Origin of the sequence: Pacificispira spongiicola (genome assembly GCF_012926505.1) — a bacterium.
Lineage (GTDB): Bacteria > Pseudomonadota > Alphaproteobacteria > UBA8366 > Aestuariispiraceae > Pacificispira > Pacificispira spongiicola.
In genome coordinates, this window is record NZ_JABBNT010000004.1 from 39,060 (window position 1) to 56,343 (window position 17,284).

Annotated in this window: 17 protein-coding genes; 15 read left to right on the forward strand and 2 right to left on the reverse strand. The window is 62.0% G+C overall.

What is annotated here, in order from left to right; genetic code table 11:
• Positions 1-127 precede the first annotated feature (127 nt).
• From HH303_RS13280 to HH303_RS13345, 14 genes are all read left to right on the forward strand, one after another.
• Positions 128-1,444: an ABC transporter substrate-binding protein gene (locus tag HH303_RS13280; RefSeq protein ID WP_227421821.1), complete on the forward strand. Its 1,317-nt coding sequence runs from the start codon at positions 128-130 to the stop codon at positions 1,442-1,444.
• Between the two features lie 92 nt (positions 1,445-1,536).
• Complete coding sequence (locus tag HH303_RS13285) at positions 1,537-2,409, forward strand: carbohydrate ABC transporter permease (protein ID WP_169625860.1); 873 nt, start codon at positions 1,537-1,539, stop codon at positions 2,407-2,409.
• A gap of 3 nt (positions 2,410-2,412) precedes the next feature.
• Positions 2,413-3,243, forward strand: a complete 831-nt coding sequence (locus tag HH303_RS13290) for a carbohydrate ABC transporter permease (RefSeq protein ID WP_169625861.1) — start codon at positions 2,413-2,415, stop codon at positions 3,241-3,243.
• An 11-nt stretch (positions 3,244-3,254) separates the two neighbouring features.
• A complete protein-coding gene (locus HH303_RS13295; protein WP_169625862.1) occupies positions 3,255-4,253 on the forward strand; it encodes an ABC transporter ATP-binding protein in 999 nt (332 codons plus the stop codon).
• Complete coding sequence (locus tag HH303_RS13300) at positions 4,253-5,026, forward strand: L-iditol 2-dehydrogenase (protein ID WP_169625863.1); 774 nt, start codon at positions 4,253-4,255, stop codon at positions 5,024-5,026. The genes HH303_RS13295 and HH303_RS13300 overlap by 1 nt, the downstream gene beginning before the upstream one ends.
• A 21-nt stretch (positions 5,027-5,047) precedes the next feature.
• Positions 5,048-6,553, forward strand: coding sequence for a mannitol dehydrogenase family protein (locus tag HH303_RS13305; RefSeq protein ID WP_319637412.1), 1,506 nt, complete (start codon positions 5,048-5,050; stop codon positions 6,551-6,553).
• Complete coding sequence (locus HH303_RS13310; RefSeq protein WP_169625864.1) at positions 6,550-7,218, forward strand: HAD family hydrolase; 669 nt, start codon at positions 6,550-6,552, stop codon at positions 7,216-7,218. Before HH303_RS13305 ends, HH303_RS13310 begins: the two co-directional genes overlap by 4 nt.
• Positions 7,219-7,231: 13 nt before the next feature.
• Positions 7,232-8,827, forward strand: a complete 1,596-nt coding sequence (locus tag HH303_RS13315) for an FGGY-family carbohydrate kinase (RefSeq protein ID WP_169625865.1) — start codon at positions 7,232-7,234, stop codon at positions 8,825-8,827.
• 17 nt (positions 8,828-8,844) lie between these two features.
• Entirely contained in the window at positions 8,845-10,317 is a 1,473-nt protein-coding gene (gene xylB / locus HH303_RS13320) for a xylulokinase (RefSeq protein WP_169625866.1), read from the forward strand.
• On the forward strand, positions 10,314-11,342 hold the full coding sequence (locus HH303_RS13325; protein WP_169625867.1) for a carbohydrate kinase family protein: 1,029 nt from the start codon (positions 10,314-10,316) through the stop codon (positions 11,340-11,342). Before xylB ends, HH303_RS13325 begins: the two co-directional genes overlap by 4 nt.
• Before the next feature lie 210 nt (positions 11,343-11,552).
• Positions 11,553-12,239 carry a MotA/TolQ/ExbB proton channel family protein gene (locus HH303_RS13330; RefSeq protein ID WP_169625868.1) on the forward strand — a complete coding sequence of 229 codons (687 nt, stop codon included), beginning with the start codon at positions 11,553-11,555 and terminating at the stop codon, positions 12,237-12,239.
• Complete coding sequence (locus HH303_RS13335) at positions 12,236-12,676, forward strand: ExbD/TolR family protein (RefSeq protein ID WP_169625869.1); 441 nt, start codon at positions 12,236-12,238, stop codon at positions 12,674-12,676. The genes HH303_RS13330 and HH303_RS13335 overlap by 4 nt, the downstream gene beginning before the upstream one ends.
• A gap of 3 nt (positions 12,677-12,679) precedes the next feature.
• Positions 12,680-13,093, forward strand: a complete 414-nt coding sequence (locus tag HH303_RS13340) for an ExbD/TolR family protein (protein ID WP_169625870.1) — start codon at positions 12,680-12,682, stop codon at positions 13,091-13,093.
• A complete protein-coding gene (locus HH303_RS13345) occupies positions 13,090-14,145 on the forward strand; it encodes a TonB family protein (RefSeq protein WP_169625871.1) in 1,056 nt (351 codons plus the stop codon). Before HH303_RS13340 ends, HH303_RS13345 begins: the two co-directional genes overlap by 4 nt.
• Before the next feature lie 15 nt (positions 14,146-14,160).
• Here the strand turns inward: HH303_RS13345 and HH303_RS20310 are convergent, their stop codons facing one another.
• Both HH303_RS20310 and HH303_RS13355 read right to left on the reverse strand, forming a co-directional pair.
• A complete protein-coding gene (locus HH303_RS20310) occupies positions 14,161-14,811 on the reverse strand; it encodes an AraC family transcriptional regulator (protein ID WP_169625872.1) in 651 nt (216 codons plus the stop codon).
• Between the two features lie 306 nt (positions 14,812-15,117).
• Complete coding sequence (locus HH303_RS13355) at positions 15,118-16,002, reverse strand: LysR substrate-binding domain-containing protein (protein ID WP_169625873.1); 885 nt, start codon at positions 16,000-16,002, stop codon at positions 15,118-15,120.
• Between the two features lie 140 nt (positions 16,003-16,142).
• Between HH303_RS13355 and HH303_RS13360 the strand changes: the two genes are divergently transcribed.
• Complete coding sequence (locus HH303_RS13360; RefSeq protein WP_169625874.1) at positions 16,143-17,282, forward strand: TauD/TfdA family dioxygenase; 1,140 nt, start codon at positions 16,143-16,145, stop codon at positions 17,280-17,282.
• The last annotated feature ends 2 nt before the right edge of the window (positions 17,283-17,284 follow it).

The window sequence follows — 17,284 nt, forward strand, 5'->3', positions numbered from 1 at the left end:
AGTTCTTCTGACTGGATCGTCTTTTCCGAGTTAGCGGCGCGCGATCCTTGTTGACAGTCTTGTAACATTGAATGAATAATTGCTCAAAACATTGGCAATTGCCCACCATAAAATGAGGGAGGAAAACATGGGTATCAAGAAGCTCTTCGGGGCGGCCTGCTCGCTTTTGGCATTTGGTATGGTGTCGTCGGCTTCGGCCGAAACGTTGACGATCGCGACCGTCAACAATGGCGACATGATCCGGATGCAAAAGCTTTCGGAAGATTTCACCGCACAGAATCCGGGGATCGACCTTGACTGGGTGACCCTGGAAGAAAACGTGCTGCGTCAGCGCGTCACGACCGATATCGCGACGAAGGGCGGTCAGTACGACGTGATGACCATCGGCACCTATGAAGTGCCAATTTGGGCCAACAAGGGCTGGCTGGTCGAACTGGCCGACCTGCCGTCGGATTACGATGTGGACGATTTGCTGCCCGCGATCCGCGGCGGCCTGTCCGTCGACGGCAAGCTTTATGCCGCGCCGTTCTACGGCGAAAGCTCCATGGTCATGTATCGCAAGGACCTGATGGAAAAGGCCGGTCTGACCATGCCGGAAGCGCCGACCTGGGACTTCATTGCGAAGGCCGCGAAGGCGATGACCGACAAGGACAACGAAATTTACGGCATCTGCCTGCGCGGTAAGGCGGGCTGGGGCGAGAATATGGCCTTCCTGTCGGCCACGGCGAATTCTTTCGGCGCCCGCTGGTTCGACATGGACTGGAAGGCCCAGTTCGATACACCGCAATGGAAGGAAACGCTGACCTTCTACGTCAATCTGATGAACGAGGCGGGCCCTCCCGGTGCGTCTTCCAACGGGTTCAACGAAAACCTGGCCCTGTTCCAGACCGGCAAATGCGGCATGTGGATCGATGCCACCGTGGCCGCGTCCTTTGTGACCAACCCGAAGGACTCGACGGTCGCCGATCAGGTCGGCTTCGCGCTGGCGCCGGATAACGGTCTGGGCAAGCGCGGTAACTGGCTGTGGGCATGGTCGCTGGGCATTCCGGCTGGCACGCAGAAGGCGGAAGCCGCGCAGAAGTTCGTCGCCTGGGCCACGTCCAAATCCTATCTGGAAATGGTCGCGGAAAAGGAAGGTTGGGCGAATGTGCCTCCCGGGACGCGTAAGTCGCTTTACGCCAATCCGAAATATCAGGCCGCCGCGCCCTTCGCGCAGATGACGCTGGAATCCATCAATGCCGCCGACCCGAACAACCCGACGGTCGATCCGGTTCCCTATGTCGGCGTTCAGTTCGTCGCCATCCCGGAATTCCAGGGTATCGGTACCGCGGTCGGGCAGCAATTCTCTGCCGCGCTGGCCGGGACGGTCACTGTCGATCAGGCCCTCCAAAGCGCCCAACAACTGACCGAGCGTGAAATGCGCAAGGCCGGTTACGTCGATTAAAGACGTCGCGCCGAAATCCGGGCGGGTGGGAAATCTCTCACCCGCCCCGGTTCGGTTCCGGTTGGTCGGTTTCAAAAAAGGAGGCGGCTGATATGGCGACCGCAAAATCCAATGTGGCGGCACGCATCATGATCTCGCCGGCGGTTCTGCTGCTGCTGGCGTGGATGCTGATCCCGCTGTCGATGACGCTTTATTTCTCGTTTCTCAGTTACAACCTTCTGTCCCCGGGGATGGAACGGTGGATCGGCTTTCTGAACTACGAATATTTCCTGACCGATCCTGCTTTCTTTTCCGCACTGACCAATACGTTGATCCTGGTCCTGGGGGTGCTGATCGTGACCACGATCGGCGGCACCCTGCTGGCGCTGTTGCTGGACCAGCCGATTTGGGGGCAGGGCATCGTCCGTATTCTGGTGATCGCGCCATTCTTCGTCATGCCGACCGTGTCGGCCCTGGTCTGGAAGAACATGTTCATGAACCCGGTGAACGGGTTGTTCGCCTATGTCGCGAAATCGGTCGGCCTGCCGCCCTTCGATTTCCTGGCGCAGGCCCCGATGCTGTCGATCACCGGCATGGTGGCGTGGCAATGGCTGCCCTTCGCGACGCTGATCCTGCTGACCGCGCTTCAATCCCTGGACCGGGAACAGTTGGAAGCCGCGGAAATGGACGGCGCCGGACCGTTCAGCCGATTTTTCCATATCATCCTGCCGCATATGGCGCGGGCGATCACCGTGGTGATCCTGATTCAGACGATCTTCCTCTTGTCCACCTTCGCCGCGATCCTGGTCACGACGAATGGCGGGCCGGGCTATGCGTCGACCAACATCACCTACCTCGTCTATTCGCAATCGCTGCTTCAGTTCGACGTCGGTGGCGGGTCCGCGGGCGGTGTGGTCGCGGTCATCATTGCCAATATCGTCGCGATCTTCCTGATGCGGATGATCGGCAAGAACTTGGAGGCGTGACCCATGGCAAGAGCGGTAAACAATAAGCGCCGGGCGGTGGTCACGCTGATTGCGTGGGCCGTCGGCATCGCGATCTTCTTCCCGATCCTTTACACCGTGTTGACCAGCTTCAAGACGGAAGCCGAAGCGGTGGCCTCGCCGCCGTCCTTCCTGTTCTTCGACTGGACGCTGGAGAACTATGCCGAGGTTCAGGAACGGTCGAACTACTTCCTGCACTTCCTGAATTCGGTGGTGATTTCCCTGGGCTCCACGGTCCTGGGATTGATCATCGCGGTTCCGGCGGCCTGGTCGATGGCCTTTTTCCCGAAGAAGCGGACCAAGGACATTTTGATGTGGATGCTATCCACCAAGATGCTGCCGCCCGTCGGGGTGTTGGTGCCGATCTACCTTCTGTTCCGGGATGCGAGCCTATTGGATACGCGCACCGGACTGGTGATCGTGCTGACCATGATCAATCTGCCGATCATCGTCTGGATGATTTTCACCTATTTCAAGGAAATCCCGGGAGAGATTCTGGAGGCCGCGCGCATGGACGGGGCCAATCTGTGGGATGAGGTCGTCTACGTCCTGACCCCGATGGCCATTCCGGGCATCGCATCGACATTGTTGCTGAACATCATCCTGGCCTGGAACGAGGCGTTCTGGACGTTGAATCTGACGGCGGCCAAGGCAGCCCCGCTGACGGCGTTCATCGCCAGTTATTCCAGCCCAGAAGGATTGTTCTACGCGAAGCTCAGCGCCGCATCGACCATGGCGATTGCGCCGATCCTCATCCTGGGCTGGTTCAGCCAGAAACAACTCGTGCGCGGACTGACGTTCGGCGCCGTGAAATAGGACATAGAACAATGGGAAGCATCACACTCAGCAATGTGAAGAAGGCGTTCGGCGACACCGTCGTCATTCCGTCCATCGATCTTGAGGTCAATAACGGCGAATTCGTCGTCTTCGTCGGCCCGTCAGGCTGCGGCAAGTCGACCTTGCTGCGCATGATCGCGGGGCTGGAGGATACGAGCGGCGGCACGATCGCCATCGACGGACAGGACGTGACCGATCTGTCGGCGGCGAAACGCGGTCTGGCGATGGTGTTCCAGTCCTATGCGCTGTATCCGCATATGACGGTCCGCAAGAATATCGCCTTTCCGCTCAAGATGGCGGGACTCCCCGCGGTGGAAGTCGACAAGCGCGTCGCGGCGGCGGCGAATGTGTTGAACCTGAACGACTATCTCGACCGGCGGCCTGGGCAGTTGTCCGGCGGGCAGCGTCAGCGCGTCGCCATCGGGCGCGCCATCGTGCGCGAGCCGACGGCCTTTCTGTTCGACGAACCCTTGTCGAACCTGGACGCCGCGCTGCGCGTCAATATGCGGTTGGAGATTTCCGAACTGCACCAGACGCTGGGCACGACCATGATCTACGTGACCCACGATCAGGTCGAGGCCATGACCATGGCCGACAAGATTGTGGTGTTGCAGGCGGGTCGAGTGGAACAGGTCGGATCGCCGTTGGACCTGTACCGAAACCCGCGCAACAAATTCGTCGCCGGTTTCATCGGGTCGCCGAAGATGAACTTCATCGACGGGGAGGAGGCGGCGAAGGAAAACGCCGCGACCATCGGCATCCGCCCCGAACATATCGAACTGTCGACGGAGTCCGGCCGGTGGAAGGGGACGGTTGCCGTTTCCGAACATCTCGGCTCCGATACCTTCGTCTATGTTAATGTCGACGGCGTCGGGCATCTAACGGCGCGGGTAGAGGGTGAACGTCCGGTGTCCCACGGCGATACGGTGTGGCTGTCCCCGGTGGCGGGGCGCATCCATCGTTTCGATGCGCAGGACATGACTCTCTAATGGCGGATTTTACGGGAAAGGTCGTTCTGATCACCGGGGCGGCCCGGGGTATCGGACGCGCCTTTGCCCGGTGTTTTGCGGAAGCCGGTGCCACGGTCGCGGTTGCGGATATCGACCGGGACGCGGCGCAGGCGACGGCGGAGGATATCGGTCGAAAGGCCTTCGCGGTTCGGATCGACGTATCGGACCAGTCTTCCATCGACGCCGCGGTGCAGGCGGTCGAGGAGCGGGCGGGCGGCATCGATGTGCTGATCAACAATGCCGCCTTATTCGATCTGGCACCCATTGTGGAGATCGATCGGGCCGGTTTCGACCGTTTGTTTTCGGTGAACGTGGCCGGGACCCTGTTCACCTTGCAAGCCGTCGCCCGGTCCATGATCCGGCGCGGCGCGGGCGGCAAGATCATCAACATGGCCAGTCAGGCCGGACGTCGGGGGGAAGCCCTGGTCGCCGTCTACTGCGCGACCAAGGCGGCGGTGATCAGCCTGACGCAGTCGGCGGGGCTGGACCTGATCAAGCACAAGATCAACGTGAACGCCATCGCGCCCGGTGTGGTGGATGGCGAACATTGGGACCATGTCGATTCGCTATTCGCGAAATATGAAGGCCGTCCGCCCGGCGAAAAGAAACGATTGGTGGGGGACGCTGTCCCCTATGGCCGGATGGGAACGGCGGAAGACCTGACCGGCATGGCCTTGTTCCTGGCCTCCCCCGAGGCCGATTACATCGTCGCCCAGACCTACAATGTCGACGGCGGCAATTACTTGAATTGATAGCGTAAGGCGAGACGGTTGGTGGCACATTCGACGGACGGCCCGGTAACGGGATTGAGCTTGGACACGATTGGCGGCCTGCGCGGCGATATCGGCGTGCCGACCTATCGGCGTGGAGCGTTGAAGGCCGGGATCGTTCATTTCGGCGTCGGGAATTTCCATCGGGCGCATCAGGCGGCCTATCTGGATCGGTTGTTCAATACGGGGCGGGATCTGGACTGGGCCATTCTCGGTGCGGGGGTCACCGATTATGACGCGCGCATGCGCGGCATGTTGGCCCGGCAGGACTATTTCAGCACCCTGGTCGAACAGGGGGCGGACCGATCGACGGCGCGGGTGACCGGCGCGATGATCGACTATCTGGATCCGGCGGATCGCGCGGCCATCGTCGCGAAACTGGCCGATCCCGCCATCCGCATCGTGTCGCTGACGATCACCGAAGGCGGCTATTACATCGACGCGGCCACGGGACAATTCGACGTGAATCATCCGGCGATACAGGCCGACGGCGAGTCCCCGGACAATCCGAAAACCGTGTTCGGGATCATCGCCGCCGGGTTGAAGGCGCGGCGCGAGGCGGGCGTTCCGCCCTTCACCGTCATGTCCTGCGACAACATTCCCCATAATGGAACCGTGGCGCGGTCCGCCGTGGTCGGCGTCGCGCGCCTGTCCGATCCCGCATTCGCCGATTGGATCGCCGCGGAAACCGCTTTCCCGAACGGGATGGTCGACCGGATCACCCCGGCGACCGGCCCGCGGGAAATCGATCATTTGATACAGGATTTTGGGATTTCCGACCTGTCGCCCGTCTTTTGCGAGGATTTCACGCAATGGGTATTGGAAGATAACTTCCCCCAGGGGCGACCGGCGCTGGAAACGGTCGGGGTTCAATTCGTCCCCGACGTTTCTCCTTACGAGACGATGAAAATCCGCATCCTGAATGGCGGACATGCGGTCATCGCCTATCCGGCGGGCCTGATGGGGATCGAATTCGCGCATGACGCCATGGGCAACGATCTGATCCGGGGCTTCCTGGATAAGGTTGAGCGGGATGAGATCATCCCCGTCGTACCGCCGGTTCCGGATACCGATCTGAACGCTTATTTCGATCTGATCAAACAACGCTTCGCCAATCCGAAGATCGGCGACACGATCCGGCGTCTGTGCCTCGACGGGTCCAATCGGCAGCCGAAATTCATCATCCCGTCCATCGCGGATCGGCTGAAGACCGGCGCGGATGTATCCGGTCTGGCCTTGGAGTCGGCACTATGGTGCCGCTATTGCTTCGGCGAGACGGATGCGGGCGTCCGAATCGCGCCGAACGATCCGAATTGGGATCGGTTGACCGGCGTGGCGCAGGCCGCGCGGCAGGATCCGGCGGCCTGGTTGGCGATGGAGGATATCTATGGCGGCCTCGGCGCCGACCGGCGGTTGGCCGACGCCTTCGCCGGATGGCTGTCGGCACTGTGGGCCGACGGAACGGAAGCGGTGTTGAAGCGCTATCTGGCCGGTGCCGCGGGGTCATGACGCCGGCGGCCGTCATCTTCGATTGCGACGGGGTTCTCGTGGACAGCGAGATGATCTCCATTTCCGTGCTGGTCGATACGATCCGGGCGGCGGGGCTGGATATGGATGAACGCGCGGCCTTTTCCCTGTTTCTCGGTCAATCCATTGCGCAGACAGTAAAAATCCTGGAGTCTGATTTCGGCATCCCGGTGAGCGAGTCGCAGCTTGCGGCCATGCGAGCGACGATCAATGCCCGGTTCACGCGCGACCTGAAACCGATCCCCGGGGCAGGGGAAGCGGCGGCCGCGATCGCGCTGCCGAAATGCGTGGCGTCGTCCAGCAATCCGGATCGTGTGCGGCTGTCGCTGGACGTCACGGGCTTGTTGCCCTTGTTCGATCCTCACATATTCAGCTCCAGTCAGGTCGCCCGTGGAAAGCCGGATCCGGACTTGTTCCTTTTCGCCGCCGATCAGTTGTCGGTTTCTCCTGAACGCTGTGTCGTGGTAGAGGACAGCATCGCCGGGTTGAAGGCCGCAAAGCGGGCCGGGATGACGGCAATCGGATTTATCGGCGGATCTCATGCGGAAGCCTGCGGTCTGGCCGAGGCGGTCGCCGCCGAAAATCCGGTCGCGATTCTTACCGATTTGACCCGGCTTCCGGCGCTGATTCATGCGATGGGCGCCTGAGGGGACATCCGGGATGCCGTCGATCTTTTGTGCCATCGATGTTGGAACGCGCGCCGCCCGTGCCGGGTTCTTCACGGGAAACGGCGAAATGCTGTCGCGTGCGGCGGAACCGATTGCCCTGCATATGCCGGAATCCGGCCGCGCGGAACATGATTCACAGGAAATCTGGACGGCGGTTTGTCGTGCCGTGGCGGCGGCCCGCAAGGCCGCGGGGGTCGCGCCGGAAGATGTCGGCGCGATAGCCTTCGACGCCACTTGTTCCCTGGTCCTGATTTCGGACACAGGCAAACGCCCGGCCTTGTCGCCGTCGGACGGCGGCGCGGTCTGGGACACGATTTCCTGGATGGATCACCGGGCGGAGCGGGAGGCCCGTGTCTGCACGGCGACCGGCCATCGTGTGCTGGATTATGCCGGGGGCGTCATGTCGCCGGAAATGCAGGTGCCGAAACTGATGTGGGTGAAGCGGAATCGGCCTGAAATCTGGGCGTCGATGAGCGCCGCGATGGACCTGACCGACTATCTGGCCTGGCGCGCCTGCGGATCGGGGGAGCGGTCGCGGTGTACCCTGACCGGGAAGTGGACCTTCCTGGATCACGACAATGGCTGGCAGCACGATTTCTTCGACCGCGTCGGTCTGGAAGATATCGTTGAACACGGTGCCCTGCCCGCGGCGGCCGTGGCGCCGGGGACCTGTCTGGGCACGCTCTCGGCGCGGGCGGCGGCGGATTTGGGGCTGACGCGGGGCTGCAAGGTCGCGGCGGGATTGATCGACGCTTTCGCCGGCAGCTTGGGCGTCATTGGACCGAATGCGGAAAGCGAGGGCGAGCGTCATCTGGCCCTGATCGCCGGGACGTCGACCTGCGTCATGGGGATCAGCCTGAGCGAATGCCGGGTACCCGGTGCCTGGGGGCCGTATCGCGGGGCCATCTTGCCCGGTCGTTGGGCGATAGAGGCCGGTCAATCGGCGACGGGGGCATTGCTGGATTATCTGATCCGCAGCTTTTCAGAGGGATTGGAGCCGACCGACACGACGCATGACAGGATCGTTGCGCGCATCGAGCGGCTGCAATTGGAAGACGGGGAGGATTTGGCGCGGGACCTGCACATCCTGCCGGACCTGCACGGAAAGCGATCGCCCCATGCCGACCCGACGGCGCGTGGCGTGTTCAGCGGTATGACCCTAGACCGGAGTTTCGACGGGCTGTGCCGGGTCTATTGGCGGGCGGCGGTGTCCCTTGGGCTGGGCCTGCGGCAGGTGGTGGATCATTTCAACGATCATGGATTTCGGATCGACACCTTGCATCTGACGGGCGGTCACGCGCGCAATTCGCTGCTGCGCCGGATTTATGCCGATGCAACTGGGTGCACCATCCGGGTCAACGAATCCGGGGATGCGGTGCTGCTTGGTTCCGCCATGGTCGCGCGGGCCGCCTTTACCGGCGGGGCCGACAATCTCGCCGACACGGCACGCGACATGGCGCAGCCTTATCGCGAAATTACCCCGCGCGCGGAACGGCGTGCGGCGATGGACCGGGACTATCGGATTTTTCAGCGTCTCGCGGAACATCGCCGCGAACTGACGGCGCTGTCCGAACAGACGCAACCGTAACCCACAGGCGGCGTATCATGTATTTGGGTATCGATCTCGGCACGTCCGGGGCCAAGATTTTGCTGATGGATGAGGATCAATCCGTTGTGGCGACACGCACGGCGGACCTGACGGTCAGCCGCCCCGCGCCGGGTTATGCGGAACAAAACCCCGACGATTGGGTCCAGGCCATCGGGACCGCCATCGACGGTTTGGCGGCATCCCACCCACGAGAAATGGCGGCGTTACGCGGGATCGGGCTATCGGGACAAATGCATGGCGCGGTCCTGTTGGATGCGGGTGACCGCGTATTGCGTCCCTGCATCCTGTGGAACGACACCCGCAGCCATGCGGAAGCGGCGGGACTGGACGGCGATCCGGCCTTCCGGCGGATCACGGGCAACATCGTCTTCCCCGGGTTTACAGCGCCGAAACTGGTGTGGTTGCGCGAGAACGAGCCGGACATATTCGATCGGGTCGCGAAAGTCCTGTTGCCGAAAGATTATCTGCGGCTCTGGCTGACCGGACGGCATGTGTCGGAAATGTCGGATGCGTCGGGCACCAGCTGGTTGGATGTCGGCGGTCGCCGCTGGTCTGGAGAGTTGTTGGGGGCCTGCAATCTGGATAGCAACGCCATGCCGGACTTGGTGGAAGGGACCGACGCGTCCGGCGATCTGCGTGCGTCCTTGGCGGCCCGTTGGGGTGTCGCCGGGCCGGTCACGGTTGCGGGCGGGGCGGGGGACAATGCGGCTTCCGCCATCGGGGCGGGAACGGTTACGCCGGGATCGGCCTTCGTTTCATTGGGGACGTCCGGCGTTCTCTTTGCCGCAACGGACCGGTTCCTTCCGGCACCGGACAGTGCCGTACATGCCTTCTGTCACGCCATTCCGGATACCTGGCACCAGATGGGGGTGATCCTGTCCGCAACGGCGGGGCTGTCCTGGTTCGCAGGGCTTTTAGGCACCACGCCGCAGGCATTGACGGCATCCCTGGGCGATAGGGTGCAATCGCCGGGCGATGTGATCTTCCTGCCCTATTTGTCGGGGGAACGGACGCCGCATAACGATGCATTCATTCGGGGCGGGTTCACCGGCATCGGGCATACCAGCGACCGGGACGCGATGACCCGCGCGATCCTGGAAGGCGTCGCCTTCGCCTTGCGCGACAACCTGGAGGCCTTGCGGCAGGCAGGCATGAACCTTCACTCGGTGACGGCGGTCGGCGGCGGCGTGCGGGCGGGATATTGGCTGCGTGTCATGGCCAATGCCCTGGGGATTCCGGTGCTGCTGCCGGCGGATGGCGACGGCGGCGCGGCCTATGGCGCGGCGCGTCTGGGCATGATCGCGGTGAGCGGCGGTGATCCGACCACGCTGTGCACGCCGCCGCGCATTGTTGCGGAATTCGAACCCGACCCTGCCCTGTCCCCGGACTTCGAGGCCGCCTATCAGCGGTTCAAAGATCACTATCCGGCGTTGTCGCGCCTTGCGCGTCGGGAAGGATCATCGTCATGAAGTCGGTCACGGTCGGGTCCGCGACGCTGGATATCATCGCATCGGTCGCCAGTGACGATATTGAGCGAATGACCCTGCATAACAGCACGAATTCCTTTCTGTTGCTGGAGCCGGGCCGAAAGGTCGACGCGGATTCGGTCACGACCCATGTCGGGGGCGGCGCGATCAATGCGGCTGTGTCCATGGCGCGGCTGGGATTCGACGTGGCAACCCTGGTGAAACTGGGGCGTGACCATAACGCGGAAAAAATCCTGGCGCGCCTGTGGGAAGAAGGCATTTCGACCGACCTGATCCGGGTATCGGACGATCACGCCACGGCGATTTCCGTCATGATCGCGTCCCATGACAAGAACGCCGCGATCTTCACCCATCGCGGCGCGAACGGGTTTCTGTCGGAAGGGGATTGCGACGCGACGGCGTTTGACCAGACCGATCTCGTCTATATCACCAATCTCAGCAACGACTCCGCAAACCGCTTTCCCGGAATTGTGCAAAAGGCGAAAGCCGCCGGTGCCTTTGTTGCGACCAATCCGGGCATACGACAATTGTCGCGCAAGACATCGCCGTTCCTGGAGAATCTAGGTCATGTTGATCTGTTTACCTGCAATCTGGAGGAAGCGCGGGCGCTTATTCCCGCCTTGGTCGACAAGACCGGCTGGGAACGGCAGACCGCAGATCGGGAGGGCGATACGGGGCCGGTTATCGAAATGGAAGGGTTTCGTCTGTCGGTTTCGGACCTGTGCCGCCGTTTGCATGAACTAGGGCCCGGCCATATCGCGCTGACCGACGGCGGGCATGGCGCCTATCTATCCGTCCGGGGAATTCTTCATTTTCAAGAGGCGATGAAAGTGGAGGTCGTCGGAACCGCCGGGGCGGGGGATGCCTTTGCCTCCACATTGGCGGCGTGTCTGGTACGGGGGGATGCGCCCGACGCCGCCATGAAACACGCCGCGCGCAATGCGGCATCCGTCATCGGCCATGTCGATGCGCAAACCGGCTTGTTGCGGGCACGGGACCTTTCCTGACCGACAAACGGGAGCCTTCCGCCGTTCTGGCGGTTTGTTTGCGATTTCGGAAAACATTTATGCGATTTTTCCAACGCGTGCGGCATGGATTGCCCGATTTCGAAATAGTATTGAGAAGCATTCGCAATTAATGGCGGGTAGGCTCCTGCAGCCTTGCGCTGTGACAAAGGCCCAACCGTACCAGTCCAGCCCGCCGATAAAGGTGTCGCTATGACCGATTTTTCGATGTCGGCCCTGGAATCCCGCTTCGCGTTTCTGACCGCGGGCGGGCCGATCGTTTACATCCTGTGCATCCTATCCGTGATCGCCCTTGCGGTCGCGTTGGTGAAGGTGTGGCAGTTTCTGCAGGACGGTGTTTTCCGCGGGTCCTATGCGGCGCGGGCGGCCAGCCTGTTCCGGCACGGGGATTTCGATCGCGCCCTGGACGTTTCCAATCGGTCGAGCATCCGCTGCCGCGTGGTGCGGATGGCGATCCAGGGGAAACTGTCCGGCACATCGGATCCGGCCCGCGTCCGGGACGAGGTCACGCGCGTCGCCGACAGCGCGGTTGAAGAACTGGGCGGTTACCTGCGCGTCTTGGAACTGATCGGGACCTTGGCGCCGCTGTTGGGCCTTCTCGGCACCGTTCTAGGGATGATCGAGGCCTTCCAATCGATGGAAAGCGCGGGCGAGCAGGTCGATCCTTCCGTCCTATCCGGCGGCATCTGGTTGGCGCTGCTGACCACGGCGGTCGGTCTGGCTGTCGCCATCCCGACGGTCGCGGTCCTGAACTTCTTCGAACGGCGCTTGGAAGTCCTGTCCCATGACCTGGACGATCTGATCGCGAAGGTCTTCCTGACGGAAACCGCGAAACCCGCCGGTACGGCGCAGCATGTGGCAAGGCACGCGGCGGAATGACGGCGCTGGCATCCACGACCGGCGTTAGACGCGCGGCCCGCCCGAAGCGGCGGTCCGCTAGGATCAGTCTGACGCCGCTTGTCGATGTCGTCTTCATCCTGGTGATCTTCTTCATGCTGGCGTCGACCTTCACTCGGACGAATTCGGTGGAGCTGATAACGCCGAAATCCGGCGGGGCGGGGGCTGTGTCTGCCGATAGCCTGTTGCTGGTCACCCTTTTGGGGGATGAACGCTTCGATATTCAGGGCAGCGCGCTGGACGCTGACGGATTGAAAGCCCGCCTCGCGGACGCGGGCGACAGGCGTGTCGTGGTGAAAACGGCGGATGGGACGGATTTGCAGGATGTCGTCTTCTTCCTGGATCTGTCGGCGCGCCTGGGGTTGAAGAACATCGCCTTCGCCGCCGATCCGTCGCACGGCACAGGCCAGGGAGACTGAGCCATGCAAAGGATGAGCTACGGCTATCGTAAGCATCGGCGCAAACAGGACGGCGAGGATCACATCCTGCCGCTGATCAATATCGTGTTCCTGCTGCTGTCCTTCTTCCTGATCGCCGGGCAGATCGAAATGCGCAGCCCCGTGCCGGTCTCCGAGCCGACATCGGTCAGCGAGAGCGACGACAACACACGCCTTCCGACGGTGCAGATCGACAAGGACGGTCAGTTTCTGATCGATGGAGAGGTGATCGATCCGGCGGCGCCAGACCGGTTGCATGCCGCCCTATCCACGGAAGAGGCCCTGCGCGTCCATGCCGATGCGGCGGCGTCCGCAGCAGCGGTGCTGGGCGTTCTTCAGCATCTGCGTGCCGCCGGATGGGAATCGGTAACCCTTGTGACCGTGAGGCCTTCTACATGAGAGTAGGACCGATGCAGTGGGGTGTCGCGATGGTCGCGGCCCTGGGCCTTCACGGCGGGTTGCTGTCCTTGCACAAGCCGGTCGCTGAGACGGGTGCAAAAGGTCTTGGTAGCGGTGGGCTGGAAATTTCCGTAACCATGACGGCGGCGGCGCTGGGCGCCGACGAAGACCGGCAGGCGCAGGAAGAAATCGTGTCCGAGATCGACGAGGTGATCGATACGCCGGCCCCGCAGGATGTCGGGGAACCCGCGCCGACTCCGCCGGAAGAGGTCGCCGAGGTCGAACCGACCCCCGATCCTGTTCTTGAGCCCATCCCGGAACCGTTGCCGGAACCCGTCGCCGAACCGGAAGTGGAGCCCGTGCCAGAGCCGCTCCCGCAACCGGAAGCCTTGGCCATGCTGGAAACGGTGCCGGAACCGATTGCCGATCCGGAACCGATCGTGCCGGAGGTCCAGCCCGAACCGGAGCCGGTCCCGGAAGAGGACGCGCCGGTCGTCGAACTGCCGAAGCCGGAAATGCCAAACGTGCCGCCCCGGCCCGAACCCGTGGTTGAAAAGCCGGTGGTGCAGGAAGCGGCGGCCCCACAAGAAACCGCGGAACCACAGGAAACCGCGGAAACCACCGAACCCGCCGGCGCGCCTGCCCAGGCGCAGGTGGCCTCCGTCGCGAGTATCGCCAGTGCGGGGGCTTCCGCCACCGCTCCGGTGGGCCAATCGACCGACGCCGCGACGTCGCAAGGCGGTGACGCCGTGGTCGCGCCGTCACCGGATTACCTGACGCATCTGCGCTACTGGATCGAACGGCATAAGGAATATCCGCGTCTCGCCCGCCGTCGCGGGATGGAAGGCGTGGTCGTCGTCGCGCTTCGTGTGGCGCGGGACGGGGCTTTGATGAACCAGGGGATCCGGGAAGGGTCCGGTTTCGATGTTCTCGACAAGGAAACGATGGAACTGCTGGCCCGTGCGAACCCGATGCCGGCCTTCCCGACGGAGATGAAGGGCAAATATCTCGATGTCGTCGTGCCGATCGAATATTCGCTGCGCGGTGGCTGACGGGCGCCGGAATTTTCAGCGTTTGCAGTTCGACGGCGGGAAACCGAATTGCCGTCTGAATGCCGTGGAAAAGCTGCCGGGATTGTCGTACCCCGCCAGATAAGCCGCCTCACTGACCCGCTTTCCGTCCTGCTCGATCGCTTCCCGTGCCGCAAACAACCGTTGTTCGCGAATGAAGGCACCGATGGTGATTCGATAGGTCGCCTTGAAAGCCGCCTGCATCGATCCGATGCTCATCCCCAAGCGTTCGGCAATGACGCCGAGCGGCAAGCCCTCGACTTGATGGGCCAGAATAAATTCCCGTACGGTCTTTGCGCGTGATGCCTCCAGGGTCATTGGGGCCGTGTCGCTGTCGTATCCGGTGTTCAGGATCGACCGCAGGGCCTCCCGCGTGATTTCCGTGGCCTTACTTTCCGCCGCCAGGATTTTAAGCATGGGCAGGTCGGATGCCGGGTTGATCAATTGCTCCGCCAGTGCGAGGGCATGCCGGGACGGTTGCCAAGCGCCATGGAAGCGGTGCTGTACGAAGGCCTCGGGCGCAGGCACACCGGCCGCGGAACAGTCCAGAAGAACGGATTCGATCCAGGCGCGGGGAACGGTAATCAGGACCTTCCGGCGGGGCAGACTGTTCGTCGCTTGCAGACGGATGCGCGTCGGGCGCTTCACATTCCAATAATCGCCCCTGTTTTCCGGATTGGATTCTCGGTTGGCGTCCTGACCGCGGGTGCCGGGGGTGATGCAAATCACGAAAGACGGGTCGACAGCGCGTTCTTCTACGCTGTTATAGATACAGATATTCAGTCCGGACGGGGTCCTGACTTCCGTGGGAAATGGGTCGCTGGAGCGGTGATACGGGGGGCGCGAAGATGGCACGGTCGTTTGCGGCTGGTTAAGGAACGGCGCAACGGGACCCTAAGGCAAATGCGAGTCATTCGCAAAATAAAACATGACCTTCCCAGTTGGACGAGACCATCAATGATCGATTAGAAAATCACTCAATAGAGAAGCCGGGGGTTTTTCACCGGTGGTTTCCGGTTCGATCAGATAGAACCCCAGACCAGGATCCAAGGGCGGCGCATCCAGGGGCACCAGCAACCCGTTCCGGACATGGTCATGGGTGATGGACCGCCAACCCAGCATGACGCCCTGGCCTTGCAAGGCAGCCTGGACCGCCTGGACGTAGTTTGTGAATTGCCGACCCTTCGCGGTGTTGCGGGGGAGGTTCGTCCGGCGCAGATAACCGTCCCAATCCAACCATGTTCTGTCGTCCGATTTCACATGCAGTAACGGGGCGCTGGCGAGGGTCAACGATCCCTTATCGAACCGAACCTTCACCGACGGATGGCAAACTGGAATGACTTCCTCCCGGAACAGCTCGCGCACCGTGCCGTCGGCCCATTGACCGTTGCCGTAACGGATCGCCAGATCGATCCCCGATCCGATCGACGGTGCGCCTTGCGACGTCGCCTGCACATTGACGGAGATATCCGGGAAGCATTCGTAAAAAGCGGCCAATTTTGGCATCAACCAATAGGTCGCAACCCCGACGGAACAGGCGACGGTGACGGAAACGCCTTCCTGGTCTTGCAGTTTCGCTATTTCCGCCACGCCGTCGCGCAGGATCGAAAAGGCCTCGCCCGTCGTGCGTTTCAGGACACGGCCCGCCTCCGTCAATCCGGCGGGTCGGCTGCTGCGGTCGAACAGTTGCGCGCCGATATGATCCTCCAACTGGCGGATGGCCTGACTGATGGCGGGTTGAGTCACATTCAGCTCCCGCGCTGCATTCTGTACGCCATTACCGCGCAGGACCGCCTCGAACACGCTTAACAGCCGCAGCGGCGGAAGAGTCGGCTCCATAATATAAATCCATCTTATGTAATGTTAAGCCGTTTCCGGCTTTCGCACCCGCACACAATTCAGCTATTTCAAGCGTGTTCGGTCAGTGTGGTCGACAAAGCAGAGAGTTTAACATAACCCCTGTCGGAGTATTCGGAAAGATGGACCCAGTCGATCTGTCGCAAGTAACGCTCAAGGAAACCGGCCTGGATGTGACCCTGGCCGACGGCAGCGTCGCCTATTTCAACTACTATTGGCTTCGCGACAATTGCGCGACCTCCTTCGACATGGAAACGCGGGAACGTGTCTTTGATATCTTCCATGAGGAACAAGGCCCGAAACCGGAAAGCGCCATGGTGCGCGACGGGGCGCTGGAAGTTCTGTGGCACGGCGACTGTCATCGGTCCGTCTATTCCCTAGACTGGCTGGCGATGTACAGCCGGGGCGAAAAGCGTCATGACCCCGCCGCCCTGCCGCGCAAGGCGTGGTTCTCCGACCACTATCCGAAGATGGCGCGGTTCAGTCAGCCGGCGCTGAAGGCCGACCCGCAACTGGTCGCGCGCTGGGCGGAAGCGTTGTTGGTCGATGGCGTGGCGATCGTGGAGGACATGCCGGACACAAATGAAGGGCTGACGGAAACGGTGCGCCTGTTGGGCCATGTCCGCCCGACCTATTGGGGCGAATATTTCGACGTCTACACCCATATCAAACCGACCAACTTGGCTTATACCGCCAAGGCGCTGGAAATGCATACCGACGTTCCGGCGGAAGACCTGGCACCGGGCGTTCAGTTCCTGCATTGCCGCGCCAACAGCGTGCAGGGCGGCGACAATCTGTTCCTGGACGGCGTCGCCGTCGCGAACGAATTCAAGCGCCTGTATCCGGAAGATTTCAAACTTCTCGCAGAAACGGAAATCCCGTTTTACAGCGAACATGACGACCGCGACGTGCGGTCCCGTCAACGGGTGATCGAACTGGACGAATTCGGCGAAGTGTCCGGCCTGACGATCAGCCAGCACATGGCCGATGTCTTCGACCTGCCGCAGACGGTTCTGGACCGCTACTACCCGGCCTTTTGCCGCTTCGGCCGGATGTTGAAGGACCCGAAATTCGTCATGCGCTTCAACATCCGCGCGGGCGAATGCATCGTATTCGACAATCACCGGATCGTGCACGGCCGCGATGCCTATGTCGCGACCAGTGGCGAACGCTTCCTGCGCGGCACCTATTGCGATCGCGGGGAACTGCGCAGCACCTACCGCACGCTGGTATCCCAGCGCCGGTTCAAGAGCGCGGCGTAAGC